This window comes from Pedobacter sp. UYP24, from assembly GCF_054057295.1.
Genome location: NZ_JBSRZD010000007.1, coordinates 114,645 through 138,262 on the forward strand (window position 1 = coordinate 114,645; position 23,618 = coordinate 138,262).

25 protein-coding genes and 1 pseudogene are annotated in these 23,618 nt (G+C 37.7%); 14 read left to right on the top strand and 12 right to left on the bottom strand.

Going from position 1 to position 23,618, the window contains the following annotated elements; all coding sequences use genetic code 11:
* The first annotated feature begins 39 nt into the window (after positions 1-39).
* A complete protein-coding gene (locus ACVWYN_RS13400) occupies positions 40-1,161 on the top strand; it encodes a beta-propeller domain-containing protein (protein WP_457289374.1) in 1,122 nt (373 codons plus the stop codon).
* A gap of 119 nt (positions 1,162-1,280) precedes the next feature.
* Here ACVWYN_RS13400 and ACVWYN_RS13405 read toward each other — a convergent pair whose 3' ends face one another.
* Both ACVWYN_RS13405 and ACVWYN_RS13410 read right to left on the bottom strand, forming a co-directional pair.
* Entirely contained in the window at positions 1,281-1,862 is a 582-nt protein-coding gene (locus ACVWYN_RS13405; RefSeq protein ID WP_457289375.1) for a DUF4142 domain-containing protein, read from the bottom strand.
* A gap of 143 nt (positions 1,863-2,005) precedes the next feature.
* A complete protein-coding gene (locus ACVWYN_RS13410; RefSeq protein WP_457289376.1) occupies positions 2,006-2,425 on the bottom strand; it encodes a carboxymuconolactone decarboxylase family protein in 420 nt (139 codons plus the stop codon).
* On the opposite strand from ACVWYN_RS13410, the gene ACVWYN_RS13415 reads away from it, so the two are divergent.
* The gene (locus ACVWYN_RS13415; protein WP_457289377.1) at positions 2,424-2,747 is read left to right on the top strand and encodes a hypothetical protein; all 324 of its coding nucleotides are present in this window, start codon (positions 2,424-2,426) and stop codon (positions 2,745-2,747) included. The genes ACVWYN_RS13410 and ACVWYN_RS13415 overlap by 2 nt on opposite strands.
* Positions 2,748-3,031: 284 nt before the next feature.
* Positions 3,032-3,226, top strand: a complete 195-nt coding sequence (locus ACVWYN_RS13420) for a hypothetical protein (RefSeq protein ID WP_457289378.1) — start codon at positions 3,032-3,034, stop codon at positions 3,224-3,226.
* Between the two features lie 5 nt (positions 3,227-3,231).
* Here ACVWYN_RS13420 and ACVWYN_RS13425 read toward each other — a convergent pair whose 3' ends face one another.
* The 6 genes from ACVWYN_RS13425 to ACVWYN_RS13450 all read right to left on the bottom strand — a co-directional run bounded on the left by ACVWYN_RS13425 (position 3,232) and on the right by ACVWYN_RS13450 (position 9,796).
* Positions 3,232-3,822: an HD domain-containing protein gene (locus ACVWYN_RS13425; RefSeq protein WP_457289379.1), complete on the bottom strand. Its 591-nt coding sequence runs from the start codon at positions 3,820-3,822 to the stop codon at positions 3,232-3,234.
* Positions 3,823-3,861: 39 nt separating this feature from the next.
* A complete protein-coding gene (locus ACVWYN_RS13430; RefSeq protein WP_457289380.1) occupies positions 3,862-4,296 on the bottom strand; it encodes a VOC family protein in 435 nt (144 codons plus the stop codon).
* A gap of 43 nt (positions 4,297-4,339) precedes the next feature.
* Complete coding sequence (locus ACVWYN_RS13435; RefSeq protein ID WP_457289381.1) at positions 4,340-4,861, bottom strand: DinB family protein; 522 nt, start codon at positions 4,859-4,861, stop codon at positions 4,340-4,342.
* A gap of 16 nt (positions 4,862-4,877) precedes the next feature.
* Positions 4,878-5,318 carry a hypothetical protein gene (locus tag ACVWYN_RS13440; RefSeq protein WP_457289382.1) on the bottom strand — a complete coding sequence of 147 codons (441 nt, stop codon included), beginning with the start codon at positions 5,316-5,318 and terminating at the stop codon, positions 4,878-4,880.
* A gap of 71 nt (positions 5,319-5,389) precedes the next feature.
* On the bottom strand, positions 5,390-5,968 hold the full coding sequence (locus tag ACVWYN_RS13445; protein WP_457289383.1) for a Crp/Fnr family transcriptional regulator: 579 nt from the start codon (positions 5,966-5,968) through the stop codon (positions 5,390-5,392).
* Between the two features lie 21 nt (positions 5,969-5,989).
* Positions 5,990-9,796 carry a PVC-type heme-binding CxxCH protein gene (locus tag ACVWYN_RS13450; protein ID WP_457289384.1) on the bottom strand — a complete coding sequence of 1,269 codons (3,807 nt, stop codon included), beginning with the start codon at positions 9,794-9,796 and terminating at the stop codon, positions 5,990-5,992.
* Between the two features lie 158 nt (positions 9,797-9,954).
* Here ACVWYN_RS13450 and ACVWYN_RS13455 point away from each other — a divergent pair, with 158 nt between their 5' ends.
* The gene (locus tag ACVWYN_RS13455) at positions 9,955-11,067 is read left to right on the top strand and encodes an alpha/beta hydrolase (RefSeq protein ID WP_457289385.1); all 1,113 of its coding nucleotides are present in this window, start codon (positions 9,955-9,957) and stop codon (positions 11,065-11,067) included.
* A 41-nt stretch (positions 11,068-11,108) separates the two neighbouring features.
* Here ACVWYN_RS13455 and ACVWYN_RS13460 read toward each other — a convergent pair whose 3' ends face one another.
* Together ACVWYN_RS13460 and ACVWYN_RS13465 are read right to left on the bottom strand one after the other, a co-directional pair.
* On the bottom strand, positions 11,109-11,420 hold the full coding sequence (locus tag ACVWYN_RS13460; RefSeq protein ID WP_457289386.1) for a PIN domain-containing protein: 312 nt from the start codon (positions 11,418-11,420) through the stop codon (positions 11,109-11,111).
* 3 nt (positions 11,421-11,423) lie between these two features.
* Complete coding sequence (locus tag ACVWYN_RS13465) at positions 11,424-11,669, bottom strand: DUF6364 family protein (RefSeq protein ID WP_457289387.1); 246 nt, start codon at positions 11,667-11,669, stop codon at positions 11,424-11,426.
* Positions 11,670-11,896: 227 nt separating this feature from the next.
* On the opposite strand from ACVWYN_RS13465, the gene ACVWYN_RS13470 reads away from it, so the two are divergent.
* Together ACVWYN_RS13470 and ACVWYN_RS13475 are read left to right on the top strand one after the other, a co-directional pair.
* Positions 11,897-12,574, top strand: a complete 678-nt coding sequence (locus ACVWYN_RS13470) for a type 1 glutamine amidotransferase domain-containing protein (RefSeq protein ID WP_457289388.1) — start codon at positions 11,897-11,899, stop codon at positions 12,572-12,574.
* A 14-nt stretch (positions 12,575-12,588) separates the two neighbouring features.
* On the top strand, positions 12,589-13,224 hold the full coding sequence (locus ACVWYN_RS13475; protein ID WP_457289389.1) for a nitroreductase family protein: 636 nt from the start codon (positions 12,589-12,591) through the stop codon (positions 13,222-13,224).
* A gap of 528 nt (positions 13,225-13,752) precedes the next feature.
* Here the strand turns inward: ACVWYN_RS13475 and ACVWYN_RS13480 are convergent.
* Positions 13,753-14,592 carry a tyrosine-type recombinase/integrase gene (locus tag ACVWYN_RS13480; RefSeq protein ID WP_457289390.1) on the bottom strand — a complete coding sequence of 280 codons (840 nt, stop codon included), beginning with the start codon at positions 14,590-14,592 and terminating at the stop codon, positions 13,753-13,755.
* Between the two features lie 211 nt (positions 14,593-14,803).
* Here ACVWYN_RS13480 and ACVWYN_RS13485 point away from each other — a divergent pair, with 211 nt between their 5' ends.
* The 8 genes and pseudogenes from ACVWYN_RS13485 to ACVWYN_RS13520 all read left to right on the top strand — a co-directional run bounded on the left by ACVWYN_RS13485 (position 14,804) and on the right by ACVWYN_RS13520 (position 21,942).
* Positions 14,804-15,823: a YaaC family protein gene (locus tag ACVWYN_RS13485; protein WP_457289391.1), complete on the top strand. Its 1,020-nt coding sequence runs from the start codon at positions 14,804-14,806 to the stop codon at positions 15,821-15,823.
* A 193-nt stretch (positions 15,824-16,016) separates the two neighbouring features.
* Positions 16,017-16,895, top strand: a complete 879-nt coding sequence (locus ACVWYN_RS13490; RefSeq protein ID WP_457289392.1) for a restriction endonuclease — start codon at positions 16,017-16,019, stop codon at positions 16,893-16,895.
* A 178-nt stretch (positions 16,896-17,073) separates the two neighbouring features.
* On the top strand, positions 17,074-17,439 hold the full coding sequence (locus ACVWYN_RS13495) for a TIR domain-containing protein (protein WP_457289393.1): 366 nt from the start codon (positions 17,074-17,076) through the stop codon (positions 17,437-17,439).
* Positions 17,440-17,441: 2 nt separating this feature from the next.
* Positions 17,442-18,416 (top strand): caspase family protein, encoded by a 975-nt coding sequence (locus ACVWYN_RS13500; RefSeq protein WP_457289394.1) that lies wholly within the window; start codon positions 17,442-17,444, stop codon positions 18,414-18,416.
* Between the two features lie 172 nt (positions 18,417-18,588).
* Positions 18,589-19,839: a hypothetical protein gene (locus ACVWYN_RS13505; protein ID WP_457289395.1), complete on the top strand. Its 1,251-nt coding sequence runs from the start codon at positions 18,589-18,591 to the stop codon at positions 19,837-19,839.
* Positions 19,840-19,997: 158 nt separating this feature from the next.
* Positions 19,998-20,243 (top strand): annotated as a pseudogene (locus ACVWYN_RS13510) (IS66 family transposase); the annotation flags it as partial.
* A gap of 294 nt (positions 20,244-20,537) precedes the next feature.
* Positions 20,538-21,200 carry a hypothetical protein gene (locus ACVWYN_RS13515; RefSeq protein ID WP_457289396.1) on the top strand — a complete coding sequence of 221 codons (663 nt, stop codon included), beginning with the start codon at positions 20,538-20,540 and terminating at the stop codon, positions 21,198-21,200.
* A 322-nt stretch (positions 21,201-21,522) separates the two neighbouring features.
* A complete protein-coding gene (locus ACVWYN_RS13520) occupies positions 21,523-21,942 on the top strand; it encodes a hypothetical protein (protein ID WP_457289397.1) in 420 nt (139 codons plus the stop codon).
* Positions 21,943-22,045: 103 nt separating this feature from the next.
* Here ACVWYN_RS13520 and tnpC read toward each other — a convergent pair whose 3' ends face one another.
* Complete coding sequence (tnpC, locus tag ACVWYN_RS13525; protein WP_457289398.1) at positions 22,046-23,548, bottom strand: IS66 family transposase; 1,503 nt, start codon at positions 23,546-23,548, stop codon at positions 22,046-22,048.
* Positions 23,549-23,618: the final 70 nt, after the last annotated feature.

The following is a 23,618-nucleotide window of genomic DNA, read 5'->3' on the forward strand; positions in this document are numbered from 1 at the left end:
TGAAATTTACAATTTTAACTAATCAATAAGCTAAATATTATGAATCGTACTCAATGTATTCTTACAATTTCGCTGCTGGTGGTTTTGACTAATTTTGTGTCTGCACAAAAGAAAGATAGAACCAACAAAGCGGCTAAAGGTATATCTTCCACAACAACACCTTGTATGGATGTACTTCACCTTTTTACCTCTCCTGGCGTTCCTGAATTTGGTAAGGGCGAAACCCCTACTACTGCAGGTAACTGGACGAATGGAGAAACACCTCCAAATCTACCGGGAAATGGTTTGGCACAACATCCAATGCTCCTGGTAGGCGAAAACTATGACAAAATGTTCCTGGTTAATAAAGGCAAAGTAATCTGGACCTATTCCACAGGCACAAGCTATGAATACGATGATGTATGGATGCTTTCAAATGGCAATATCCTTTATTCCCGAATGGAATACGTGGAAGAAATTACGCCAGATAAGAAGGTAGTGTGGCGCTATGATTGTAATCCTAAACCCGGACTCACTCATACCGAAATTCATACATGTCAGCCAATTGGCCTGGATAAAGTAATGTTTGTTGTGAATGGTTTACCGGCCAAGCTGATGGTTGTCAATATTAAGACCGGAGTTGTTGAGGTTGAGCACGAGCTTCCATATTCACAACCGCCAAACCCCAACAATATCCATGGTCAATATCGCCGGGCTCGTGTTACGGCCGATGGAACTTATCTCGTTTCTGTTTTTGGGCTTGGATATGTTGTAGAATATGACAAGGACTTTAAAGAGATCTGGAGGTACGACTGCAAACAGCCTTGGTCGGCTCTTCGTTTAAAGAACGGTAACACTTTGATTACCAATGAAGCTGATTCAAAGGCACTTGAAGTGAATAAAAAAGGAGAGACAGTATGGGAGTTTAATGCCAAAACAGACCTACCAGAGGCATACCGTTTTGCTACCGCCCCTCAAACCTGCACCCGGTTGGCCAATGGCAATACCATTTTTACATCTCGTGGTGATGATAAGGGAAAAGGCCCGCAGATGGTAGAAGTAACCAGGGACAAGAAGGTTGTTTGGGTTATGCAGGACTGGAAGACGCTAGGCCCAGTCACTACAGTACAAATTCTAGACGATCCCGGTATTCCTGAAATTCCTGGTCAATCAGAACATTGATCTATAATCAATCTTGATTGAGCAGCTACAATAAACTACTACACAAAGAAATTTAGTAGTCTTCAAATGGTAAAAGCCCCTGAATTAAAGGGGCTTTTACTATAATAAATAGAAATTAACTATTTAAGTCCAGCCTGTATTTTTGTGATCATATCTAAATGACTCTTAACAACTGGAGCTGTTTTCGCCGCAAAGTCTTTCAAAGCTGAATCTTTGCAATTCTGAGCGCCATCCTGCAATAGGGCAAGCATTTTCTGATGCCCTCCAACCATAGCATCTACATACGCTTTGTCAAAGTCAGCTCCTGTTTTGGATTTAAGTTCTTCCATTTTTTTCATGTGATCCTCATCCAATCCAGCTGGCAATGCAATGTTCTGTTTTTTGGCAATCTCCATCAATTCTTCATTGGCTTTACTATGGTCGGTTACCATCATTTTACCAAAATCTTTCACTTTAGTACTCATGCCTTTTTCTTGTGCCATTTTTCCAAATGCTACTTCAGCCATACCACCTACTGCAACCTTTTTAGCAAAATCAATATCCATTTGTTCCATAGACATCGCCATGGTATCGGAAGACATCGAGCCCGTCGCCATTTTTGTAGTATCTGACATATCTGTTGCGCTACCAGAACTGTTACCGCATCCCTGGAAAACGAAAGCAGTTGCAAAAACTGCCATGACATAAATTAATTTTTTCATATTGTTATAGTTTTGTTTATTATTAAACCATCAATTATGAAAAATGTTTATAAATATCAGCTTATCAGTGCATTATTTATTTAGAACATATAGAATGCTGCTTTAAACTTATCTAGTGTTAATTGTCCTAAGTAATTTATTTACTAATATTCGGGCTTCAATAATGTTGCAACTCCAATCCGATTCCAGGCATTTATCGCAACAATCGCCATGATTAGATTGGCTAAATATGATTCTCCGAAAATTTCCAACGCTTTTTTATAGGTCTGATCTGATAAATGATTGCTAATCAAAGTAACCTCTTCTGTAAGTGCAAGAAGTGCCTTTTCTTCCTCATTAAAAAGATCTACCTCTTTCCACTGCTGCAACATATATATTCTTGTTTCTGTTTCGCCTCTTGATCTAGCTTCCTTTGTATGCATATTTATGCAGTACGCACAACCATTAATCTGTGAAGCCCTAATTTTGAGCAGATCAAGATGCTCAGGTTTTAGACCAGATGATGATATGTATTTTTCTAATGGAAAAAGTGATTTATAACCATCAGGGATAATTTTACTCATGTTAATTCGCTCCATATTCGTTTATTTTTTAAGTAAATATAAAGCTACTATTGGAATTAATGTAGCACAAATGGCATTCAGGTTTATTTTCCTTACCCTTACCTGCTTATTATTAACCAGAGTTACTTTTGGTCAGCAATTAAACGTCGCATCTTATAATCTTCGTTATGACAATAAAGACGATTCTTTAAACGGTAATGGCTGGAAAGAGCGCTATCCGGTAATTGCAAAGATCATCCAGTTTAATGATTTCGATGTTTTTGGCACACAGGAAGGCAAGTTCCACATGTTGATATCCTTGCTGATGCAATGCCGGTTATAAATGGATAGGTATTGGTCGTGATGATGGTAAACAAGCTGGCGAACACTCCGCAATCTTTTATAAATCTACCAGATTTAAAATATTAAAACATGGCGATTTTTGGTTATCAACCATTACAGACAGACCAAATACAGGCTGGGATGCAGCTTTACCGCGTATATGTACCTGGGGACAATTTCAGGATATAAAAACAGGATTTAAGTTTTTCTTTTTTAATATTCACATGGACAATATAGGTGTATGCTGAAGTTTTAAGTACGGGCGTATTAAAAGACTGCTATACATTGGCTCCAATTAAACTGGCTACTAACTCGTCATTTAATAACTTTAGTGTCATCAATAAAAACGATGCGCGTATTGACCATATTTTTGTAACCAAACAGTTCAACGTTAAACGTTATGCCATTTTAACCAATACGTTTAATGGCCACCTCCCATCAGACCATTACCCTATTGTTGCTATAATGGAATACAAGTAAACTAATTACTTTTTTAATATGCCTTCTACTACACTTTTGTCAATAAGCTTCTTAGCATATTCCCAAATAAACTGAGATCCTTTCTTTATCACACTTTTTTTCTCAAATACTTTATCGTAAGACACGTTAAACTCTTTCCATGTACCTCCATTATTAGATCTGTTTTGGAGTAACGGTTCAAATCGATCCATTGCACGAGCAAATTTTGATTCCGCGGTTTCACCACCTTCAAACTCCTCCCAAATTGATGTAAGTTCTTCTGCCTGTTGTTTTGGCAAAAGACCAAATATTCGACTTGCAGCTGCTAGTTCCGCAGCGGTATTTGTGTGACTCGTTACGGTATCATATAAGAAAATATCACCAGCATCGATTTCAACCAGATCATGTATTAAAAGCATTTTTACTACTTTTAATAGATCAATGTCTTCATTGCTGTGTTCAGACAATATTACAGCCATTAATGCAAGGTGCCAACTATGCTCAGCATCATTTTCAGTACGATCACTATTGAAAAGTCGGGTTTTACGTTGTATATATTTTAGCTTATCAATTTCATGTATGAAATCCACTTGCTTTTGAAGTTGCCCAAAATTCATATTAATTTTTAAATGCAAATATAAAGCAACTGTAACTTGTTACTTCGGTAAATCGTAATTAACCATCCATTTAATACCAAATTGATCTGTAAACATGCCAAAATATGCATTCCAAAAAGTAAGCGCTAAAGGCATAGTAATCTGACCACCTACTGATAGTTTATTAAATAATTCATCGGCTTCTTCTTTAGAGTCTGCGCCTAAAGCAACGGAAAAATTGTTTCCCACTGTTAAACCCGGCCCCATACCAGGCATGGTATCACTCCCCATCAAAATTGTTTCTGCACTAATAGGCAAACTTACATGCATCACTCTATCTTTCATATCATCAGCTAATGGCGGCATTCCTTCCTGTGGAGGGATTTCGCCAAACCTACTTAACTGGCTAAACTCTTTGCCTAAGGCGGATTTATAAAAATCGAAAACTGTCTGGCAGTTCCCATCGAACATTAAATAAGCATTTACAGTGGCCATAATTTTATTCTTCTTAAAGATTAATATATAAATTCAAATCAACTTAATAACTTATGCTAAAGTCTATATCATAACTCATCCCTTTTAAATCAAGCATTTTTCGCATCAGTCCTATTTGACCGAAGAGATAATCTTCCCTACCAATGCACATACCAATCATGTTCAGTACATTTTCTGGCACAAAAGGTACGTTCATACCAAATGGAAAAGCGGCATCTAATTGTTCATCAGTTGCAATCAACAATTTTTCAAATACTTTTGGTGATATAGCCGCAAAATTTTTCTTTAGCTCTTCCAGCGTTGGATAGGTAAGACTTTCATCCAATGCCCTACCCTCTTTAAATAAGGCTTCATTAGGGTCTTTATCTTCAACACCCAACAAATTGCCAATCCAATAACGACAATTAACTAAATTGCCAGTCATCCATACCACATGGTTGGTCTTATTCTCAATTCGTCTTAAGCCTGCCTCTTCCGTAATACTGTCCAAAACATTTTTAAAACTTTGTGAATGCATTCGATAAGCAGGAATGATGATAGCTAATTTTTTTGATGCTGTTTCCATTATATAATTTTAAGGGTTAATGATTAAGTTCAGAAAGTTGTTTGATCAAAGCTAATCCCTTTGGGAAAACACCATTGAAATAACCTTCCATATCTGTGGTGATATCCAAAATCACCTGCAATTCTGTACAGGTCTCTGTTTCCTTTTTTAAGTAATAAATTTCCTTTGCACCTTGCCACAATGATTCGGTTTCCATACCATCTTTTAATTCTTTTTGATGGGCAAAAACCATCTGCTCGTTTTCAGTAAGTTTTTCAATATATGAACTCATGCCTCGTCCATCTTTTCCTAAAAACAGAATTGTGTTACCTTGCTTCATCTCACCCTTATAATGGCTTCCCTCCGCAAACACGCTAGTCCATTTTTCGTAATTTTTAGGACTCCAGAGTACGCTCCATATTTTTTCTCTATCCGAATCAATAAATATGGAAAAAGATATAGTTTTAAAATTTTTCATTGCTCACCTATTTTGCTTTAGCTAAATTAATTATAGAAATACCAAAACCACTTTACATAGGTCAAGAAATGCTAAGAAGAAACCAGCTCTTTACGGATGCGACTTAAAGAAGTATCTGCAATACCCAAATAAGAGGCTATTTGCTTTAGCGGTGCTTGTCTGATAATTTGCGGCCTATGTTCCAGTAAATGCAGGTAACGCAAAGAAGCGGATTGAGTAATCATCTCTATAGACCGCTGTTGGGTTTGAAAAAGCTGCGCCGACATCCATTCCCGTCCCCACTCTCTTACGGATTCCATGCTGTGATATAAATGCTGAAAATCATTAAAATCAATCTTCCAAACCACTGCATCCGTAACCGCCTGTACGTTTTGCACCGAAGGAATACGCTGAAACAAAGACGATACTTCATTCGCTATTTCGTTCTCACAGATAAATTGTGTGGTAATCTCATTTCCGTTAAAATCGTTTACATAGAAGCGTATTAAACCATCTTCTACCAAATAATAAGCACTAGCAGTAGTCCCTTCTTCTAATAGAAAGTCGTTTTTCTGCAAAATGATTTTTTTATGTAACGAAACAATTTCCTGCAAATTACCAGAGTTAATAAGCGGGTGATTATAAAGTGTTTTAAAAATGGAAGGTATCATAACTTTATATGTGGTTTTTACTTATTTAGACCTGCTCAAAAACCCAACCAGATCAATAATCTCGGCATTTGTAAGCGTTTCAAACAATCCATTTGGCATCATGGATACCGGCATTACCTCTCTCGACTGGATATTTGATTTGTTGATTACTGTTGCATCTTGCCCAACAATACGTAAGGTAATCTGCCGGTCATTCTCAGAACTGATGTTACCAGAATACGTACGCCCATCTCTTGTAGTAATCACCACCAACTTGTAATCATCCTGTATCTCACCACTCGGGTCCAGCACATTAAACAATAAATAATCCACTTTAGCACGATTAGAGCCCGTCAGGTTTGGTCCTATATTTCCACCATCGCCATACATTTTATGGCAACTTCCACAGGTACGCATAAAAACAGTCTGCCCCTTCTTTAAGTTGGCTTTATCTAGAGCAGCAGGGTTCAGTAAATCACGGTATTTTTTAAATGCCAGTTCATTGGAAGGCAATTGATCTATTGGCCCCCAAATCTCCACAAAACCACTACCTACTACACGCCTTAACTGCCTTGCCACACTAGCTGGTACATCTCTTTTTTCAATCGTTTTGTTTTTTATAGCCAGGGCTAGCATCCACCCAGATCTGGATCGTGAAGCCAATGTTTCAATGGCTGTTTGCTGATCCTTTTCATTCAATTTCGGATAACGCGAAAGCAGCAGCTGTGCCAGCTTATCACTATCGTAACTCGCCATTGCGCGGATGGCGTCATTGCGAAGCAAAGCATGGTCCATTAGTCCCGGTAGTTCCGCTACCAATTCCGTGCGTTGTTGTGCAGCCAGGGTGGCTAATGCCTTACGCCTGCCTTCAATGCCTGCGTTTTTATCGTGTAGTGTATGGAAATAGGCTGCCGCAGCTTCCGTATCACCAAAATACTGGGCAATTTCCAGCGACAACTGTTTGTTTCTATCACCAGATGCCTGCATTTTTGCGTATGCCGATTTCCAATTTAAAGGCGTTTTAAGATCTGTTCGTCCTTCCAATCCATCTCTCATACCAATCACCATTGCGGTATCAATATGATTTTGTTTAGCAATCCAGCTCACCAGTGCATCAGTTGCATCAGCATCAATTGCCCTGCGGGCGATGAATTTCCTAATCAGGCTTAACTTACTTTGAGCAGCCAGTTCAAAAGAACGCTCCGGCGATTTCGGCACCATAGGTTCAATGCCATACCAAAGCATTTTAGGTAAATTGTGGTCGTTCTCATCTTCTCCATGTTGAGATAAATTGGCTGCAAGGGCCCATCTTTTATCCAATGGCAAGCGTTGCATGGCCGAAGTCAGGTACAGCCGTACTGGAGCAGAATGCTCCGTTTTAGCCATACCTGCCATCTTTTCAATCACTGCATCAGCTGGCACTCCATCTTCCCAAAGCAGTTGAACCGCCCAGCCCCTTATATATTCATCTTTATCATCCAGCGCCGTATTAAGCTGCGCTGCTGAAAGTCCATTGCATACATACAGCGCCCACATTGCCCGTAACCGATAATCGCTATTGATATTATTACGATAGATTTCCGAAAGTGCTTCCAATGTACCTTTTTTAAGTTCTTTTTTGAAGGCTCTGTTTTGCAGGATAATTCTCGCCCGTCTGGAATGCCAGTCGCTTTTACTGGTCTGGAATTCCACCAGCTGTTTGTCGCTTAATTTATTTAGATCTGAGTACCTGTTTTTAAAGTTCTGCGACAAAGCCACTTTTGGTGAAATCCTGAATACCCTCCCTGTTTCTTTGTTCATTACTGATCCACCGCAGATATCGGCATCATGCCAATCCAGCACATACAAATCTCCATCCGGACCAACAGAGGTACTAAAACCAACCCATTGGGCATTGTTAGCCGCCATCAGGTCATCGCCATGCGAACCGATAAAGCCAGAGCCCGAAGGTTTTAAAATGTCTGTCAGGATTGCATGCTCATGGATGTTGGCCATAAAGATCCGGCCTTTCTGATCTTCTGGAAAGGCATCACTTTGATAGATACTTGCGCCGCCATGTGCAGAACGGTGACTATGGTCGGCAATGGTCTTAATATCTGTATACGTATATGGATTGAAATGCTGACCACCCTGACGGTGATAAATGCCGCCCGGAATCACATACCACAAATGCGGAATCACGCAGGCCGTAATAAAGATCTGACCCTTGGCATCATAATCTATCCCCCAGGGATTGCTAAAACCATGTGCAACTACTTCAAATTTATCTTTTAAAGGATGGTATCGCCATACGCCACCATTGATGTCGACACCTTCACCCTTCAGGATTTCGCTATCTGGAAAAGGCTCCTGGTGACTGTAAAGCTTACCCTTACCCACCGGCTTGCGGATGCGCGAAGGAGTAGCAAAACCCTGACAGCCATACAACCAACCATCCGGCCCCCAGTGAAAACTGTTGAGCGTCTCATGCCTGTCGCGGATTCCCCAACCTGTCAGCCGCACTTCAATATCCTTCGTATCCGCCTTATCATCATGATTGCGATCGGGCACAAACAATAAATTAGGTGGAGCACCAATGAATACCCCATCAAAACCAACAGCCATGGCCGAAGGAAAAGGAATTCCTTCTGCAAATACCTTTTTAGTATCCGCCTTTCCATCATGGTCCGTATCTTCCAAAATCAAAATGCGACTGTTTCCATCATTGGAAAACCCAGACGAGCGCGATTCATAATCTCTATTCTCTGCTACCCAAAGTCTTCCCCTATCGTCCCAGCAAAAAGCCATCGGTTGCGTAATCATAGGCTCTCCGGCGTAAACGTTTGCCATGAAACCCTCTTTTAAAGTCATGGCTTTTACCGCTTCCTCAGGACTCAGAAATTTGGCATCTCTGCCTTCTTGTTTGGCAATTGCCCACATGTCTACACTGGCCCAGTTCGGATCTTTACCCGCAAACTTAGCCCAGGTATTGTTCATTTCAATATCGTTAAAGGCGCCAGTATAAACCACCAATTGATGTTTAACCGTTTCTGTCTCCCCCTTTTTAATGGTCCAGTCGGCATCACGTGCCCTTGTAGGTCCAAAACCCAGTTGCTCATCTACCCGCCATTTTTGTGGGTAGCCTTTGTTTTCCGGATGATCCAGTATAGCAATGTGCGCCATATCGGAACGACCATCAACCTGCATCCCCAAATCCACCCAGGTAGCTGGTTGTCCTTCTGCTTTTTCATTTTTTTGTCTGGCGGTATTGATTAGTTCTGCATTAATACCCGGCTTCCAGGGCATCCTCAGAAATAGACCTCCATAAGGATATTTACCAATGGTGATGTCCGTTTTAGCTTCCCCCTTCCATTCCAGCGTAATCAAAAAGCGGCCTTTGCTCTGCTCCATACTCCAGTTCTGGGTTTCCGTCATGGTGGCCACGCCTTTATCGTCCAGCAAGTTGTACACCGTTTGCCATTTCACTATCGCACCTGTTTTTTCCAGAACACGAACCGCTACACGTTTCCAAAAACCAGCGCCGGGGTTTTCAAAATAATTGCGACCGTTCACATTGGTAAGCCCCCAGTACAAACCCGTCTGGTGTTTATGGTGGGGCGGACTAAACTCTGTAAGCATTCCCTGGCCATCTGGTGCGGCAATGGGGTGTATATAAGGACGGAAATCCTCCCCAGCATTTTGTGTCAGCACAACGGCTTTGGTATCTGTTCTAAGAACTGTTATCGTCCCGGTCTTTTCATCCTGAACAGCTTCAAGCATTGCATCATCGGCTTTGCCCAAGGGCGAATATTTTTGTCCGAACCATAGAATAAACAACAATGGAATCAGGAATAGTAAGTATTTTAACATGTAAAATCAGGTTTTATTTGGTTACCCAAAAAGTATTATTTTTAATCCGTAAATCCAAATACATATAACAATTCATCTTTACAAAGTATTGATATTGAGCGAAATTATATCTTACTTAGCATACCAATATATAATTAGCAAACCAATACAGAAAAAAAATGAAGTCACATAAACTAGTTATTCGCTGGGCATTACTTGGCCTGTTGTTTTATATGGTAGGGAGTGTAAACCCGCTCAGCGCCCAGATCCCAATCCGCGATCCACATACAGCTGGTTATGTATCAGCAACAGAATTACCGGATGGCACCAATCCTTCTCCCAATGCTTATGGGAATTTTATTATTGGACCTACCCACAACCCATCTCCAGAATCTATAGTACAAGCTAACGTACCACAAGGAACCATTTATCGGTTTTTCATTAATTCCAGGGATAGCAAAACTTATCCCGGCATCGCACGGGAGCAAAATACCTTTGGCACTCCAGACCCATCGAATCCTGCCAAATTGATCTTAACGACTAGTCACCCAGCTCCCTACACCCGCGAAGTGTCCGTATATGTTCCGAAACAATATGTGGCAGGTACGGCAGCACCATTTATAGTTGGCGCCGATGGGACAGACAACTTGCTTTTCACCGTATTGGACAACCTGATTGCAAAAGGTAAGGTGCCTGTAATGATCGCTATTTCTATAGGTAATGGCAGCGGCGATGCGCAGGGCAGCGAAAGAGGTCTGGAATATGATACGATGAATGGCTTATACGCAGAATTTGTAGAAAAGGAAATACTGCCACTCATAGAAAGCAATTACCACGTTAAACTGACAAAAGATCCAGCCGGTCGCGCCACCATGGGCAACAGCTCGGGGGGATCCTGTGCGCTGATAATGGCATGGTACCATCCCGAATGGTATCACCGTGTTCTCACCTATTCTGGTACCTTTATCAACCAACAATGGCCATACAACCCAAAAACACCTATGGGCGCCTGGGGATTTCATGAAAACATAATTCCTAAAAGCAAACTAAAACCCCTGCGCATCTGGATGGAAGTAGGCGATCAAGACTTGTTTAACCCAAATATAATGCGCGACAATATGCACGACTGGGTGTTGGCAAATGAAAAGATGGCCAAGGTACTTGCTGCTAAAAAGTATCCATATCAGTTTGTTTTTGCACGCAATGCCAGGCATGTGGAAGACAAAGTAAGAAGGCAAACCCTGCCAGATGCACTGGAATGGCTCTGGAAAGACTATCCCAAAGCCAATTAAAAAACAAGATGACAAGTCTAAATTTGTAAATTTTTAACTCGCTACAGAAATTGAATCAATCTATCAGGTGCTAATACAGGGATTCCAGCATCTTTAAAATCCTTTAAATTTCTGGTCACGATAAAATCTATATTAGGGATTGAATTTGCAGCGAAAATTTGAATAGCATCTTCAAAATCTTTGTGATTAGATAATAGACTTTTTTTAATGATAGAAATATCAATAGCTATCAATTCAATAAAATCCAACAAAGAATACAGTAATGTCCTTAATTCCTTTTCAGCTAAATGTTTTTTTAACAAGTAATGTGTGGTGGCGTAAGAATGAGAAGAAGTAAAAAGCCGAAAACACATTCCTCATAAATGCTTATTTTCAAAATAGGAACCTAATTCTTTTTTCTCATCATAATCTGCTGGCAGTTTAACCGAACCCACTAATTTTCTCAGTTTGGGAGAAATTTGCCTGGGCTCCTGTTGTTCTTCCGTTAATGTTTCCAAATACTTTTCAATTAACTCAGATAAGCTTCTACCTGTTTGCTTAGCGTAAGACTTGGCCTTTTTTATAACGCTTTCTTCTACCGTTAATGTTAACTTAGTCGTCATGATACGTGTGTATTCTACAAATATACGTACATGCTTTTGAGATTCAAAAAAGATTGTATTATCGGGTTAGAAAAATCAAACGCTTTAACTCGTCATTTTAAGGTCTTTTTATCCCGGAATGATTTAGCACAGTAAACATTTATAAGCTTTCAGGCGTTTATAATTCGGTCTATAGGAAGGTCTAACCTTGCAATACACCAAAAAATCAATACTTAAAGAAGAAATAAATGAAAGTTTTATTTGTATTAACATCACATGATCAATTAGGAAATACTGGTCACAAAACAGGCTTTTGGGTAGAAGAATTTGCCGCCCCTTACTATAGATTTTTAGATGCAGATTTTGATGTAGTCGTTGCTACGCCTAAAGGCGGACAGGCACCTATTGACCCCAGCAGTGAGGTATCGTCTGCACAAACCAAAGATACAGAACGTTATTATAAGGACGAAAAGGCACAAGAAGTAATAGCACATACCCACCTCCTATCCGAAATGAAAGCAGCAGATTTCGATGCCGTATTCTATCCTGGTGGCCATGGTCCACTCTGGGATTTAGCGAATGACAAGGACTCCGCAAAGCTTATTTTAGATTTCTACAATAGCGACAAATTAGTTGGCGCTGTTTGTCATGCTCCAGGTGCTTTTAAAAACGTAAAATTTGAAAACGGTGATCCTTTTGTAAAAGGTAAAAATGTAACTGGATTCTCGAATACAGAAGAGGCTGCCGTTAAATTAACAGATGTAGTTCCTTTCCTTGTAGAAACCGAAATGGAAAAATTAGGTGCCAATTACAGCAAGGTAGCAGATTGGGGTGTACATGTGGTAACAGATGGTTTGTTGATCACCGGCCAAAATCCAGCGTCATCTGAAAGTGTGGCAGAAAAAATGATTTCACTGTTGAAGTAATTGAATCAGAAAAAATGTCATTAATAGAATCATTAAAGTGGCGGTACGCCACAAAAAAATATAATCCTACAAAAAAAGTTAGTCAGGAAGATATAGACAAAATTGTGGAGGCCGCCAGACTGGCCCCCACTTCTTCTGGATTACAGCAGTTTCGCGTAATGGTGGTTTCCAATCAGGAAATTAAAGAAAAACTGGCACCTAGTGTGCTTAACCAGGAAGCTATGGTAGATTGTTCCCATGTGTTGGTATTTGCTGCATGGGACAAGTATACTGCAGAAAGAATAGACGCAATTTATAACCGAACTACGGAAGAGAGAAACTTGCCTAAAGGAAGGTTCGACAGTTATACTGATAAAATTAAGGGAATATATTTAAATGAGACTTCCGAAGAAAACTTTGTACATACTGCCCGTCAATCTTATATCGGTTTTGCAATGGCTATTGCTCAAGCTGCAGAGCTTAAAATTGATAGCACGCCAGCAGAAGGCTTTAACAATGATTTAGTTGATGATCTCCTCGATCTTAAATCAAAAGGGCTAAAAAGTGTAACGCTGTTGTACTTAGGATACCGTGATGCAGAAGGAGATTCGCTGTCATCCATGAAAAAAGTACGCAACCCGACTGAAGAATTTGCAATCGAGTATAAGTAAAATAAAAAAAATACGTCAAAGAACATCTGCTGCCGGCTATCACAGCTGGCAGTTTAAATCTAAATATCGATTTATTAAAAATTGAAGCCGGAACGCTTGCCTATTAATTTTTGCTGATCAGCGATGGCCGAGGCGTTCCCAATGCTTGTAAATCGACCGGATTTAACCGATAGATCATTATAATTGTGGCTTATCAAAGCTCGTAGAATTATATCTGCAAATGTAGGAAAAATAGTCGAGATTTCCAAATAAATTATGAGATTTTTTCGAATTAAACTCCTTGATTTACAGCATGTTAAATATGCTTTTAATAGCTCTATAATTATTGGTTTTACGGTCTACTTATCGGTTGTTTTAATGCTATAATTTACGCTCTACTATTTCAATGGGCCTCGCCGTAGCTTCTAGCACGCTTCGTGCAGGCTACTAGGTATCTTGTAGCACTAAAGGTACCCTTTTCCGCACCAAAGTACCTCTGAGGGTACTTTAGGTGCTACAACACCCCTATAGAAAACAGGCTGAGAGAAATTAAAGAAAGTCCAACGGACTATGCGTACGCTTTTTATCAATATCAGTGATGTGCGTATAGATCATCGTTGTCTTAATACTTTCATGACCAAGTAATTCCTGCACGATTCGAATATCAATACCGGATTGAATTAAATGTGTCGCATAAGAATGCCTTAGCGAATGTACTGTGCCTTCAGTTTTGATTCTTGCGTTTACCAATGCTTTTTTCAAAACTAATTGAACGCTGCGCGCACTGTATTGATTTCCTTTTTCACCTTCGAAAAGATAGTCGGCAGGTTTGTAAATCTGGTAATATTCGCGCAAAATATCCAGCAACTTATCTGGTAGTGGCAAAATCCTGTCCTTGTTACCTTTACTTTGGTTGATTCTGATCATCTTGTCGGATGATCGTACATCCTTTATTTTTAGGTTAAGCAATTCGCTGAGACGTAATCCACAACTATAGATAGTCATTAATATTGCTTTATGTTTTAGATTGGTAGTATTGTCGAATAATTGTCGCACTTCTTCCTTGGAGAAGAACTTAGGCAATTTTGAAAATGCCCTTTTGGGATATAAATAATCAAGTTGAATCTTCTCGCCCAAAGTCAATTCGTATAGCTTTTTAATAGCTCCAACTAATCCCTTTTGATAGGAAACACTGATACGCTGTTTTGTAACTTTGTCATTTATAAAAGATTCTACAGCCGATACGGGCACTTCTTTTAAAAACGGATAATCATTAACATGCTTGAGAAATAGACTAGCATAATCCTTATATGACTTAATTGTATTGATAGCATATCTCTGGATAATCAACTTTTTTTCAAACGCCATTAAGATGTCTTCGCTATTCATATTAAGATAACATTCATATCAATATAATTGTTTCGCTATTCACAAATAGATAGAAGGTAAATCACAAATAATCATTACATTACCAGGGTTAAAGTATGTAAAAACGAAATGCCTATATAGAGATGTCTTTGCGAAATTTTCCATGCATTGGTTTCACATAAACAATTGTTACAAGCAAGGCTATAACGACTATAATAATGAAAAATAAACAATGACCGAATTAGAGAAAAAATATGGTTTTCCGCTTTTTACAAGACCGACAAACAATGTGTATTTGGGGAACAGTAAAAAATTAATCATTTCTGACATTTGGTCATTCTGGGACTACATTATTAAGAAGAATAATTTCGAAAAAGATTTTATGAATTCTTTGCTCGAACAAGCGAAGAATTTTTACGTTGCCGCTGAAAACAGTCCAATAAAATCTAAACCATTGTTATATTACTACTCCTTTTTAAATCTTGCGAAAGTAATTGTGAATATCGAGAAGTCATATGGTAAAACTAGTTGCAGTTACATGCATGGAATAGGAGAAAAGCATTTAAATAAATTTAGTAATTCAACAATTACAATTGCAGAAAAGAAAAATCACGTTAAAAACGTCGCATGTGAGTTAGAAGAGGCTTTAGACTTTAACATTACTACAGCCAGTACGACAATTAACATAAAGGACTACTTGACAAATTGTGTAGGTATTCACAGGGCATACAGTGAAATATATAACATCGATGAAGTTTTCGTGAGACTTAACACTTTTAAGCTATATAAGGATGTTAAAAAGCTTAAAACTACAGTAAAAGTATATTGCAATGAAAAACAAAGCTTAAATCTTATTTCATCAGGTTATAACATTGTTTTAGAGGACGACATATATTACTGGAAAGAAGAAATCACAATGCCTACATATACTCCTGGGAGAGCTGACTACTATAATCTATCCCAAGTATTACGAAAAAAAGGAATTTGGTATTTTATTGGTAATGAGGGTTACACAGCATATCTATCAACACATTTGACTTGCAGAAAATCTCCTGAGACAATAATTTATAATACTATGTTTTTTTTAGGTTCAATAACAAGGTATCACCCATACATGTTTGACAAGATATTTTCTGATAAAGAACAATGGTTAATGAGTGAGTTTTTAGTAACACAGCCAAAACAGTTTATCTATTTGGCGACAGCAAAAATATTAGGACAAAATGTATTAAAGGCCTATTCAAGTTTTTAAAATGACAAAAAGCCCAGCAGGTAACAGCAAATTTGTTCAAAAATGGCTGACGGTGGTTCAACTCAGGTTTTTCGTTAATTATTTAGTTCAGTGCGGTGCGACAATGGTTCTGCAAGCAATGCCATTTCTGCACAAATTTTCAAAACGTTATGCCTCATACTAAAAAACCGCATTTTAAAGAAATACAAGATTAATGGGAAGAAAGAAAATACACGAAGGTGTTCCAACTTATGACAAAATGCTAATTCCAACTTTGGAAGCATTAAAAAATCTTGGTGGTTCAGGTTCTATTGACGAAATCAATGAGAAAATTTATGAATTAGAAAAATATGATGCTGAAACTTTAGAAACTCCACACGATGAAAATGGAGTGCAAACAAAAGTTGAATATCGACTAGCTTGGGCAAGAACTTATTTAAAAAAATACGGCCTTTTAGAAAACTCTTCCAGAGGAATTTGGGCATTAGTTGACAATGAAATTGACACAACCCGACTCAAAGCTGATGAAATTGTAAAATACGTCAGAGAAAAAACTCGTAAACCAAAATCCGAAAAGCCAAAAAATCCGAAACTTCAAAATGAAGAAGTTGAAGATGAAATTGAAGGACAGTTAGATTGGAAAGAAAATTTAATTTCAGTTTTATTGAAAATTGACCCATCTGCATTTGAACGTCTGTGTCAAAGACTTTTAAGAGAAAGTGGATTTGTGCAAGTTGAAGTAACGGGAAAATCAGGTGATGGAGGAATTGACGGAAAAGGAATTGTGCGTATGAATGGTTTTTTAAGTTTTCACGTTTTTTTTCAAAGTAAAAGATATAAAGGCTCCGTCGGTTCAGGAGACATTAGAGATTTTCGTGGAGCAATGCAAGGAAGAGCGGACAAGGGACTTTTTATAACAACAGGAAATTTTACTAGAGAAGCAATTAAGGAAGCTACAAGAGATGGAGCTCCTCCAATTGACCTTATTGACGGAGTAGAACTTTGTGACAAATTGAAAGAATTTAATCTTGGAGTTAAAACCGAATTGATAGAAGATGTAACAATTAATCCAGAATGGTTTGATAAAATATAAAGTGCGAAGGCATAACATCGGTTGGCAATATGGCGGGTTTAATGCTAAATCAAAGGTTTTTGCTTTTTACAAAATTTATTGATTATTGAAAGTTTCGGCTTTCTAATCCTCCACATCGCCAAGCCGAGAAACGTTATATACCATACTTTGCGACACTTAAAACCAAAAAAAACAGTTTATGAAAAAAGTATTATTTATTGCATTCTCTATTCATGATGAAAGACAACGAGACTTTTTAAAGGGACAGTCATTACATCCAAGAACACCATACGAATTTATAGATATGTCTGTAAAAGAGCCTTATAGTTCAGAATGGAAAGAGAGAGTACGGACACGAATTAGACGTTCAAATGGAGTTATTATTTTAGTTAGCAAAAATTCACTTTTATCAAGTGGACAAAAATGGGAAATACAGTGCGCTAAAGAAGAAGGTAAAAGAATTTTAGGAATTTGGGCTTACACTGACGACAGAACTAATATTCTTGGAGTAAACACTGTAGTTTGGTCTGACACTAATATTTCAAATTTTATCGATAGTCTTTAAGTATGAAAATTGCATTAATTATTGGTATTAATCACTATCCAAATGGTGGAGACTTGTATGGTTGCGTAAACGACGCCTATTCTGTAAAAAGTATGTTGGAAAGAAATTACGACGGTTCTGTGAATTTTGATTGCAAATTAATGACTGCATCTAATTCAAAAGAATCGCTTGAAAGAGGAGAATTAAAAGACGCAATATCGCAATTGTTTTCAACTAATGCAGAAATTGCACTCTTATATTTTGCGGGTCATGGTCATATTGAAATCACAGGTGGATACTTACTTGGTAGTGAAGCAAAAAGAGGAGATGATGGCGTTTCTCTAAACGACATATTAGTTATAGCAAATCAATCAAAAGCCACCAATAAGATTATTATCTTAGACAGTTGTCATTCCGGAATTGCAGGAGACGTTCCAAACATAAAAGACAGCGCATTAATTTCGGAAGGAATTACCATTTTGACTGCTTCCACATCTGACCAATACGCATCTGAGAAAGACGGAAGCGGAGTTTTTACCTCACTATTAGTTGATGCTTTAAGTGGTAGTGCTTCAAATATTTTAGGTGATGTTACACCTGGAAGTGTGTATGCCCATATTGACCAGTCGCTTGGTGCTTGGGAACAAAGACCAATTTTCAAAACAAACGTCCGAAATTTCATTTCCTTAAGGAAATCAGCACCATCAATTGAATTAGATAACCTTCGAATGCTCAGCGAATTATTTCCTACAGCAGGTTTTGAATTTAACCTTGACCCGACATACGAGCCTGAAATGAGAGGACGAGACGAAGGAATGCCAACTCCTAATGAAAAAAACACCAAGACATTTGCAATACTTCAAAAGTACAATAGACTTAATTTACTTAAACCAGTCAATGCACAACATATGTGGAATGCCGCAATGGAAAGTAAATCTTGCAAATTAACTGCTTTGGGTGAACATTATAGAAAACTTGCTCAAAACAACAGAATATAGTACGACATATAACAGCAAATTTGTTCAAAAATGGCTAACGATGGTTCAACTCCGGTTTTTCGTTATTTATTTAATTTAGTGCGGTGCGACAATCGTTCTGCAACCAATTCCATTTCTGCACAAATTTTCAAACCGTTATGTGTAACCTTTACGATATAAACCTTAATAAAACATGACAGACGAAGAATCGACTTTGAAAACTATAAACGGAGTTAAATCTCTTGTAAATCAATTGCCAAATGTATCCTATGGTAATAGTGCTATTCCATATTTAGTAATCGAAGGATATGGCAGTGGCCAAAATGCTTATGATTTATTGAATAACGAATTTGACGGGTTAGATTTTTCGAAATTATCTGAATTTGTAGATTTAGAAAAAGAAATCAAAAAACAAAAGAGAGAAATAAAAATCTTAGAAAACAAACATATAAATTTAACTGAAATAATCGGAGAGCAAACAAATGGTAGCGAAGGATCGCTAGCTAACCAAATATTGTTAAGTTTAAAAGCAGAAATAGAAAATATGATAGAGAAAAGGGACTCTCTCAATAGTGAAATTTCCGCTAAAGAATCCGCTGAGAACGCAAGATTGTTAAAACAAAAAGAAAAAGAAAATAAAGAAGACAATGCATTCAAAAAAAAGGTTGAAGATTTAGAAAAAAACTACCAGGAAAAAGAAAAGCAGTTAGATAAAAAATTCGAAAAGGACAATGACGAAATCAATATTATTACTAAAACAGCAATTCAAGAATCTAACCAAAAAATTGCTGATGCTGAAAAAAATGCAACTGGAAAAGTTAAATTAATAAATCAATTTAGAGATTTCTTAGAAGAAACTAATAAGAATATGAATCTTTACTCAATAGTAATTATTGGTATTCTACTTGCTGGAATAGTAGGGATTGGTTTTAGCATTCCGAATTTATTATCGTCCTTTAACAGCTTCGATGTTTTCATAAATAATCAAGGAATTAAAATAACAGACTGGCAAATAATAAATTATGCTTTAGGTCTATTAATTGTAAAGTTACCTTGGGCACTTTGTTTAAGTGCCGTATTGACTGGAATGTATAGTCTATTAAAGGGTCTGCTTTCGACCTATGAAAAAATCAATCAAGATAAACGAAACATGTCGGCTATTTATGCGATTTCTGGAAATGTTGCACAACTACTAAATGAATATGGAATTTCTTTAACAGAAGAGATTGAAGATGACGAAACTGGGGAAATAACTACTACCATAAATGTTTCTAAAAAAGACCTAATCAACAAAAAAGAAAGTATAAGATGGAATCAAATAATGAGATATTTTGAGGGTATGCAACAACATAAACTTGAAATTGAAACTCCTGAAGACCCTTCAAAAATTAAACTGATGTCTGGTATATTAAATAGTATTATAGAACGGGTCCCAAAGGCATAAATAACATTTATCAAAAAAATAAAAGGCATCAGTTAACAGCAAATTTGCACAAAAATAGCTGACGGTGGTTCAACTCAGGTTATTCGTTAATTATTTAGTTCATTGCGGTGCGACATTGGTTCTGCAAGCAATGCCATTTCTGCGCAAATTTTCAAACCGTTAATATTGACAATAACCTCTGTGAAAATACGCTAAGAACCATTGCTCTGGGACGCAAGAACTACCTCTTCGCCGGAAGTCATGAAGCAGCAAAAAGAGCTGCAATGTTCTATTCTTTCTTTGCTATCTGCAAAAAACATGAGGTAAATCCATACCAATGGCTCAAATATACTTTGGAAAACATCATGTCTATAAATCACAAAAAGCTTAAGGAGCTCTATCCAACTATAAACAAAACCTGCTAATAAACAATATGTAGTTCGTAAGGGGGATACGATAAGGCTTCTGTACACTGCACCTAATTCTTCAGCATTCTTTTTTTTGTAGCCATATTATTTATCTTTATTATATTAGTAAGATAAATAATATGATGGGAACTATCGAAGGTTTAGTTCAACAGCAAATTTGCACAAAAATGGCTGACGGTGGTTTAACTCAGGTTTTTCGTTAATTATTTAGTTCAGTGCGGTACGACAAAAATTCTGCAATTAATCCCATTTCTGCACAAATTTCCAAAACGTTACCAGCAAGCTTAAAAAATGGAACTAAAAAAACCGACAGAAAAATTTATTGCCGAAATACTTGAGTTATATTCAATCGAAGAAGGGGATGAACTTAATCAGAAGCTTTTAAAATTATTTAAAACATTCAATGACGACCAAAACAAATTTGATGTTTTGATAAAAGTTGCTTCATTAAATAAAATTTACTCGACAGCCATCGTTAATATAAATCCTGTCGTTGATCAAATAGTTAAAATTTCAAACTCTGAATCGAACCCCAAAACAATTAATGAATATATCGAATTTGTAGATAAGATATCTAAAGTTAATTGGACAAACGAAAAGGCAAAAAGCTTTGAACGCAATAACTTGTCTTTTTCTTCTAAGTATGTTCACTTTCTAAGCGATTTTAAAATACCAATTTACGACAGTTACATTTGGATTATTATAAAGGGTTATTTAGGACAAAAAAATAATGAAAAAATTTCTTTTGAAAACCCAAGAAACTTCAAAGAGTTCTACTCAATATTTGAAAAATTCAAAATGGATTTAGAATTAAACAATTATTCTAATTACAATATTGATAAGTTTCTATGGCAGTATGGGAAAAAGTTAATAAGAGAAATTGAGAGTGAAATGTCAATTAATTTGGAACAAGCTAAAGCTGAACTTAAGAAAAGAATAAAAGCCAGCTGGTAACAGCAAATTCCTATGTAAAGCAATTTACAGTTCTAATGTATTAATCTTATTCCAATAATATGCCATAAGGTGATTAAATTAATGCCACTCAAACACCGTATCTGCAAATCTTTAAGCTCCGTGTAATCGGTAACTAATAATGCAGCATTTTTGGCAATTAAGAGTGCAGCAAAAACGGTAACAATAAGTGCAGCATTATCGGCAAGAACGCTACATTAAAAACCGTAACAATTCATACACAGTTCTGCAAAAGTAATACGTTATTTTGTTTCTCCAAAAATGGTTTTTCTATTTTTCAACCTGTGGGCTTCTCCGGTAAAGTTTGCGTCTTTCTAAACTAAAAGAACCCAACAAGGAAAATATTTATATGGTTGAAAGGATTGAAAAGGAAATGAATGGAACCCCACAAACAGCTTTGACAAATTTTTATAAAACTTCTCCCTATTCATTTTCAGACACGACACAAACCGCAATTAAGAGGTTGATAAAAACTCCAATAAGGATATATTCGGAACCAGACATAAATTGGTGGCTAAAAGAACGTGGTGCAGATTTTACTAGTATGAATATTACAGAATCTTCGGCAATGATTAACGAACTAAATAGACTTGGTAATGCTAATGCAACTTTAATAACGACACAAAACAAAGGTTATAGCAAGCCAGACAATATAAGACATCCGCATTCTTGGAGTATTGTTGACAATGATGAATTAATTAGCTGGTTACTAAAACAGAATTAATGCCAGCAGGTAAAAGTAAATTTGTTCAAAAATGGCTGGCGATGGCTTAAGTTAATTCATTGGTTATTTAATTAATTTAGTGCGGTGCGGCGTAAGCCATCGGCTAAGTACCCGAATCTAGTGATTTGGTGCTATTGACCCAGTTTTGAGGGAGGAGTTCATCCAATTTATTTGCATGATGTTCGGGTATTCTGATAAGAATATCTCTTAGCCATTCAAAAGGATTAACCCCATTTTTCTTGCAGGTCCCCATGAAGGAATATAGCATTGCTGCTCTTTGTGCTGCTTCATGTGATCCAGCGAAGAGATAATTTTTTCTCCCGATAGCCAGGGGGCGTACTGCATTTTCAATTTGGTTGTTATCGATGAGCAGATCCGCGTCAAGGAGATAAACAGATAATTGATCCCAGCGTGATAATGCATATTGTATTGCCTTTCCAATGGGACTCTTAGGCAATACTTGCACATAATTTTCCAGCATCCATTCTTTTAGCTTTACCAATATTGGTGCGGCTTGTTCGGTTCTGTCCGCAAATAATTGCGCAGCATCAATTCGTTTCTCCAAGAATTTGCGTTCAATGGCATAGACTTTCTGCAATTCTCCCAGCACATATTCCGCCCTTGTGCCATCATTGTCCATGGCCTCTGAAAATTTACGCCGTGAATGGGACATACATCCCATATGGGTGATTCCACTACGTTTTGCAAAGTTTTCGTAAACCTGGTACCCGTCAGTCTGAAGATATCCGGTAAAGTTTTTCAGACATTCTTCAGGGCCTTCTCTGCCACGGCCCTGCCGGTAATCGAAGAAGACTTGTTTGCTGACAGGGGCATAATACAGCCAGTAAAAACCTTTATGGCTGCTTCCTTTTTTATCTTTGTCCAATACCTTAATTGGAGACTCATCTACTTGCAGGTAGCTGCTTTTGAGCACCTGATTTTTTAGCTGCTGGTATAGAGGATCCAACAATGTGCAACAGGCAGTCAGCCATCCCGAGAGTGTGGATGCTGCCAAAGTAATCCCTTCACGTTTGAAACGTTCTACTTGACGGTGATCGACATATTTATCAATAATGATCTGGGACAGCAGCCCTGGCCCGGCTATGCCTTTTTCAATTGGCCGTGATGGAAGTGGTGCTACAATAAAGTCATCTGTATTTTTACGGACATATTTTGGCCGGATGTACTGTCTGACAAATAGTTTTCCCGGTATATATTCCAGCTCTTCGGTTATTTCCCTGCCAACTTCGCGATATCCGGTAAGATCTGTGTCTGGTAAAAGGATGTTCTCTTCTCGTGGTAAGGAAGCAGGAAAAGCTGTTCTGCCCGGGTGTGAAGTTACATTTAAGGCCGCCTTTTTCTGGGTGTAATTGATTTTCTCTGTCAGCTGTTCTGCAGTAAGTGGCTTTGGGGATTCAGCTTCAAAAGAAAGCTGCATCTGATCGGCGGAACCCAGGGCTTGAAAGCGCTCACTTTTGGCACCAAACACTAATGTTTTCAGCTTGGACAGTTCATGTTTCAGCTGCATGTTTTCTGCAGCATACTGATCGATAATAATATCTTTTTTGGCAGATTCCTGTAAGGTCTGGTTCAGGATGCCGACCACTTCATTAAGCTTTTTCATCAGCTCACGGGGGTTATAAACAGTCTCTGAAACCAGTTCGATCATGAACTAA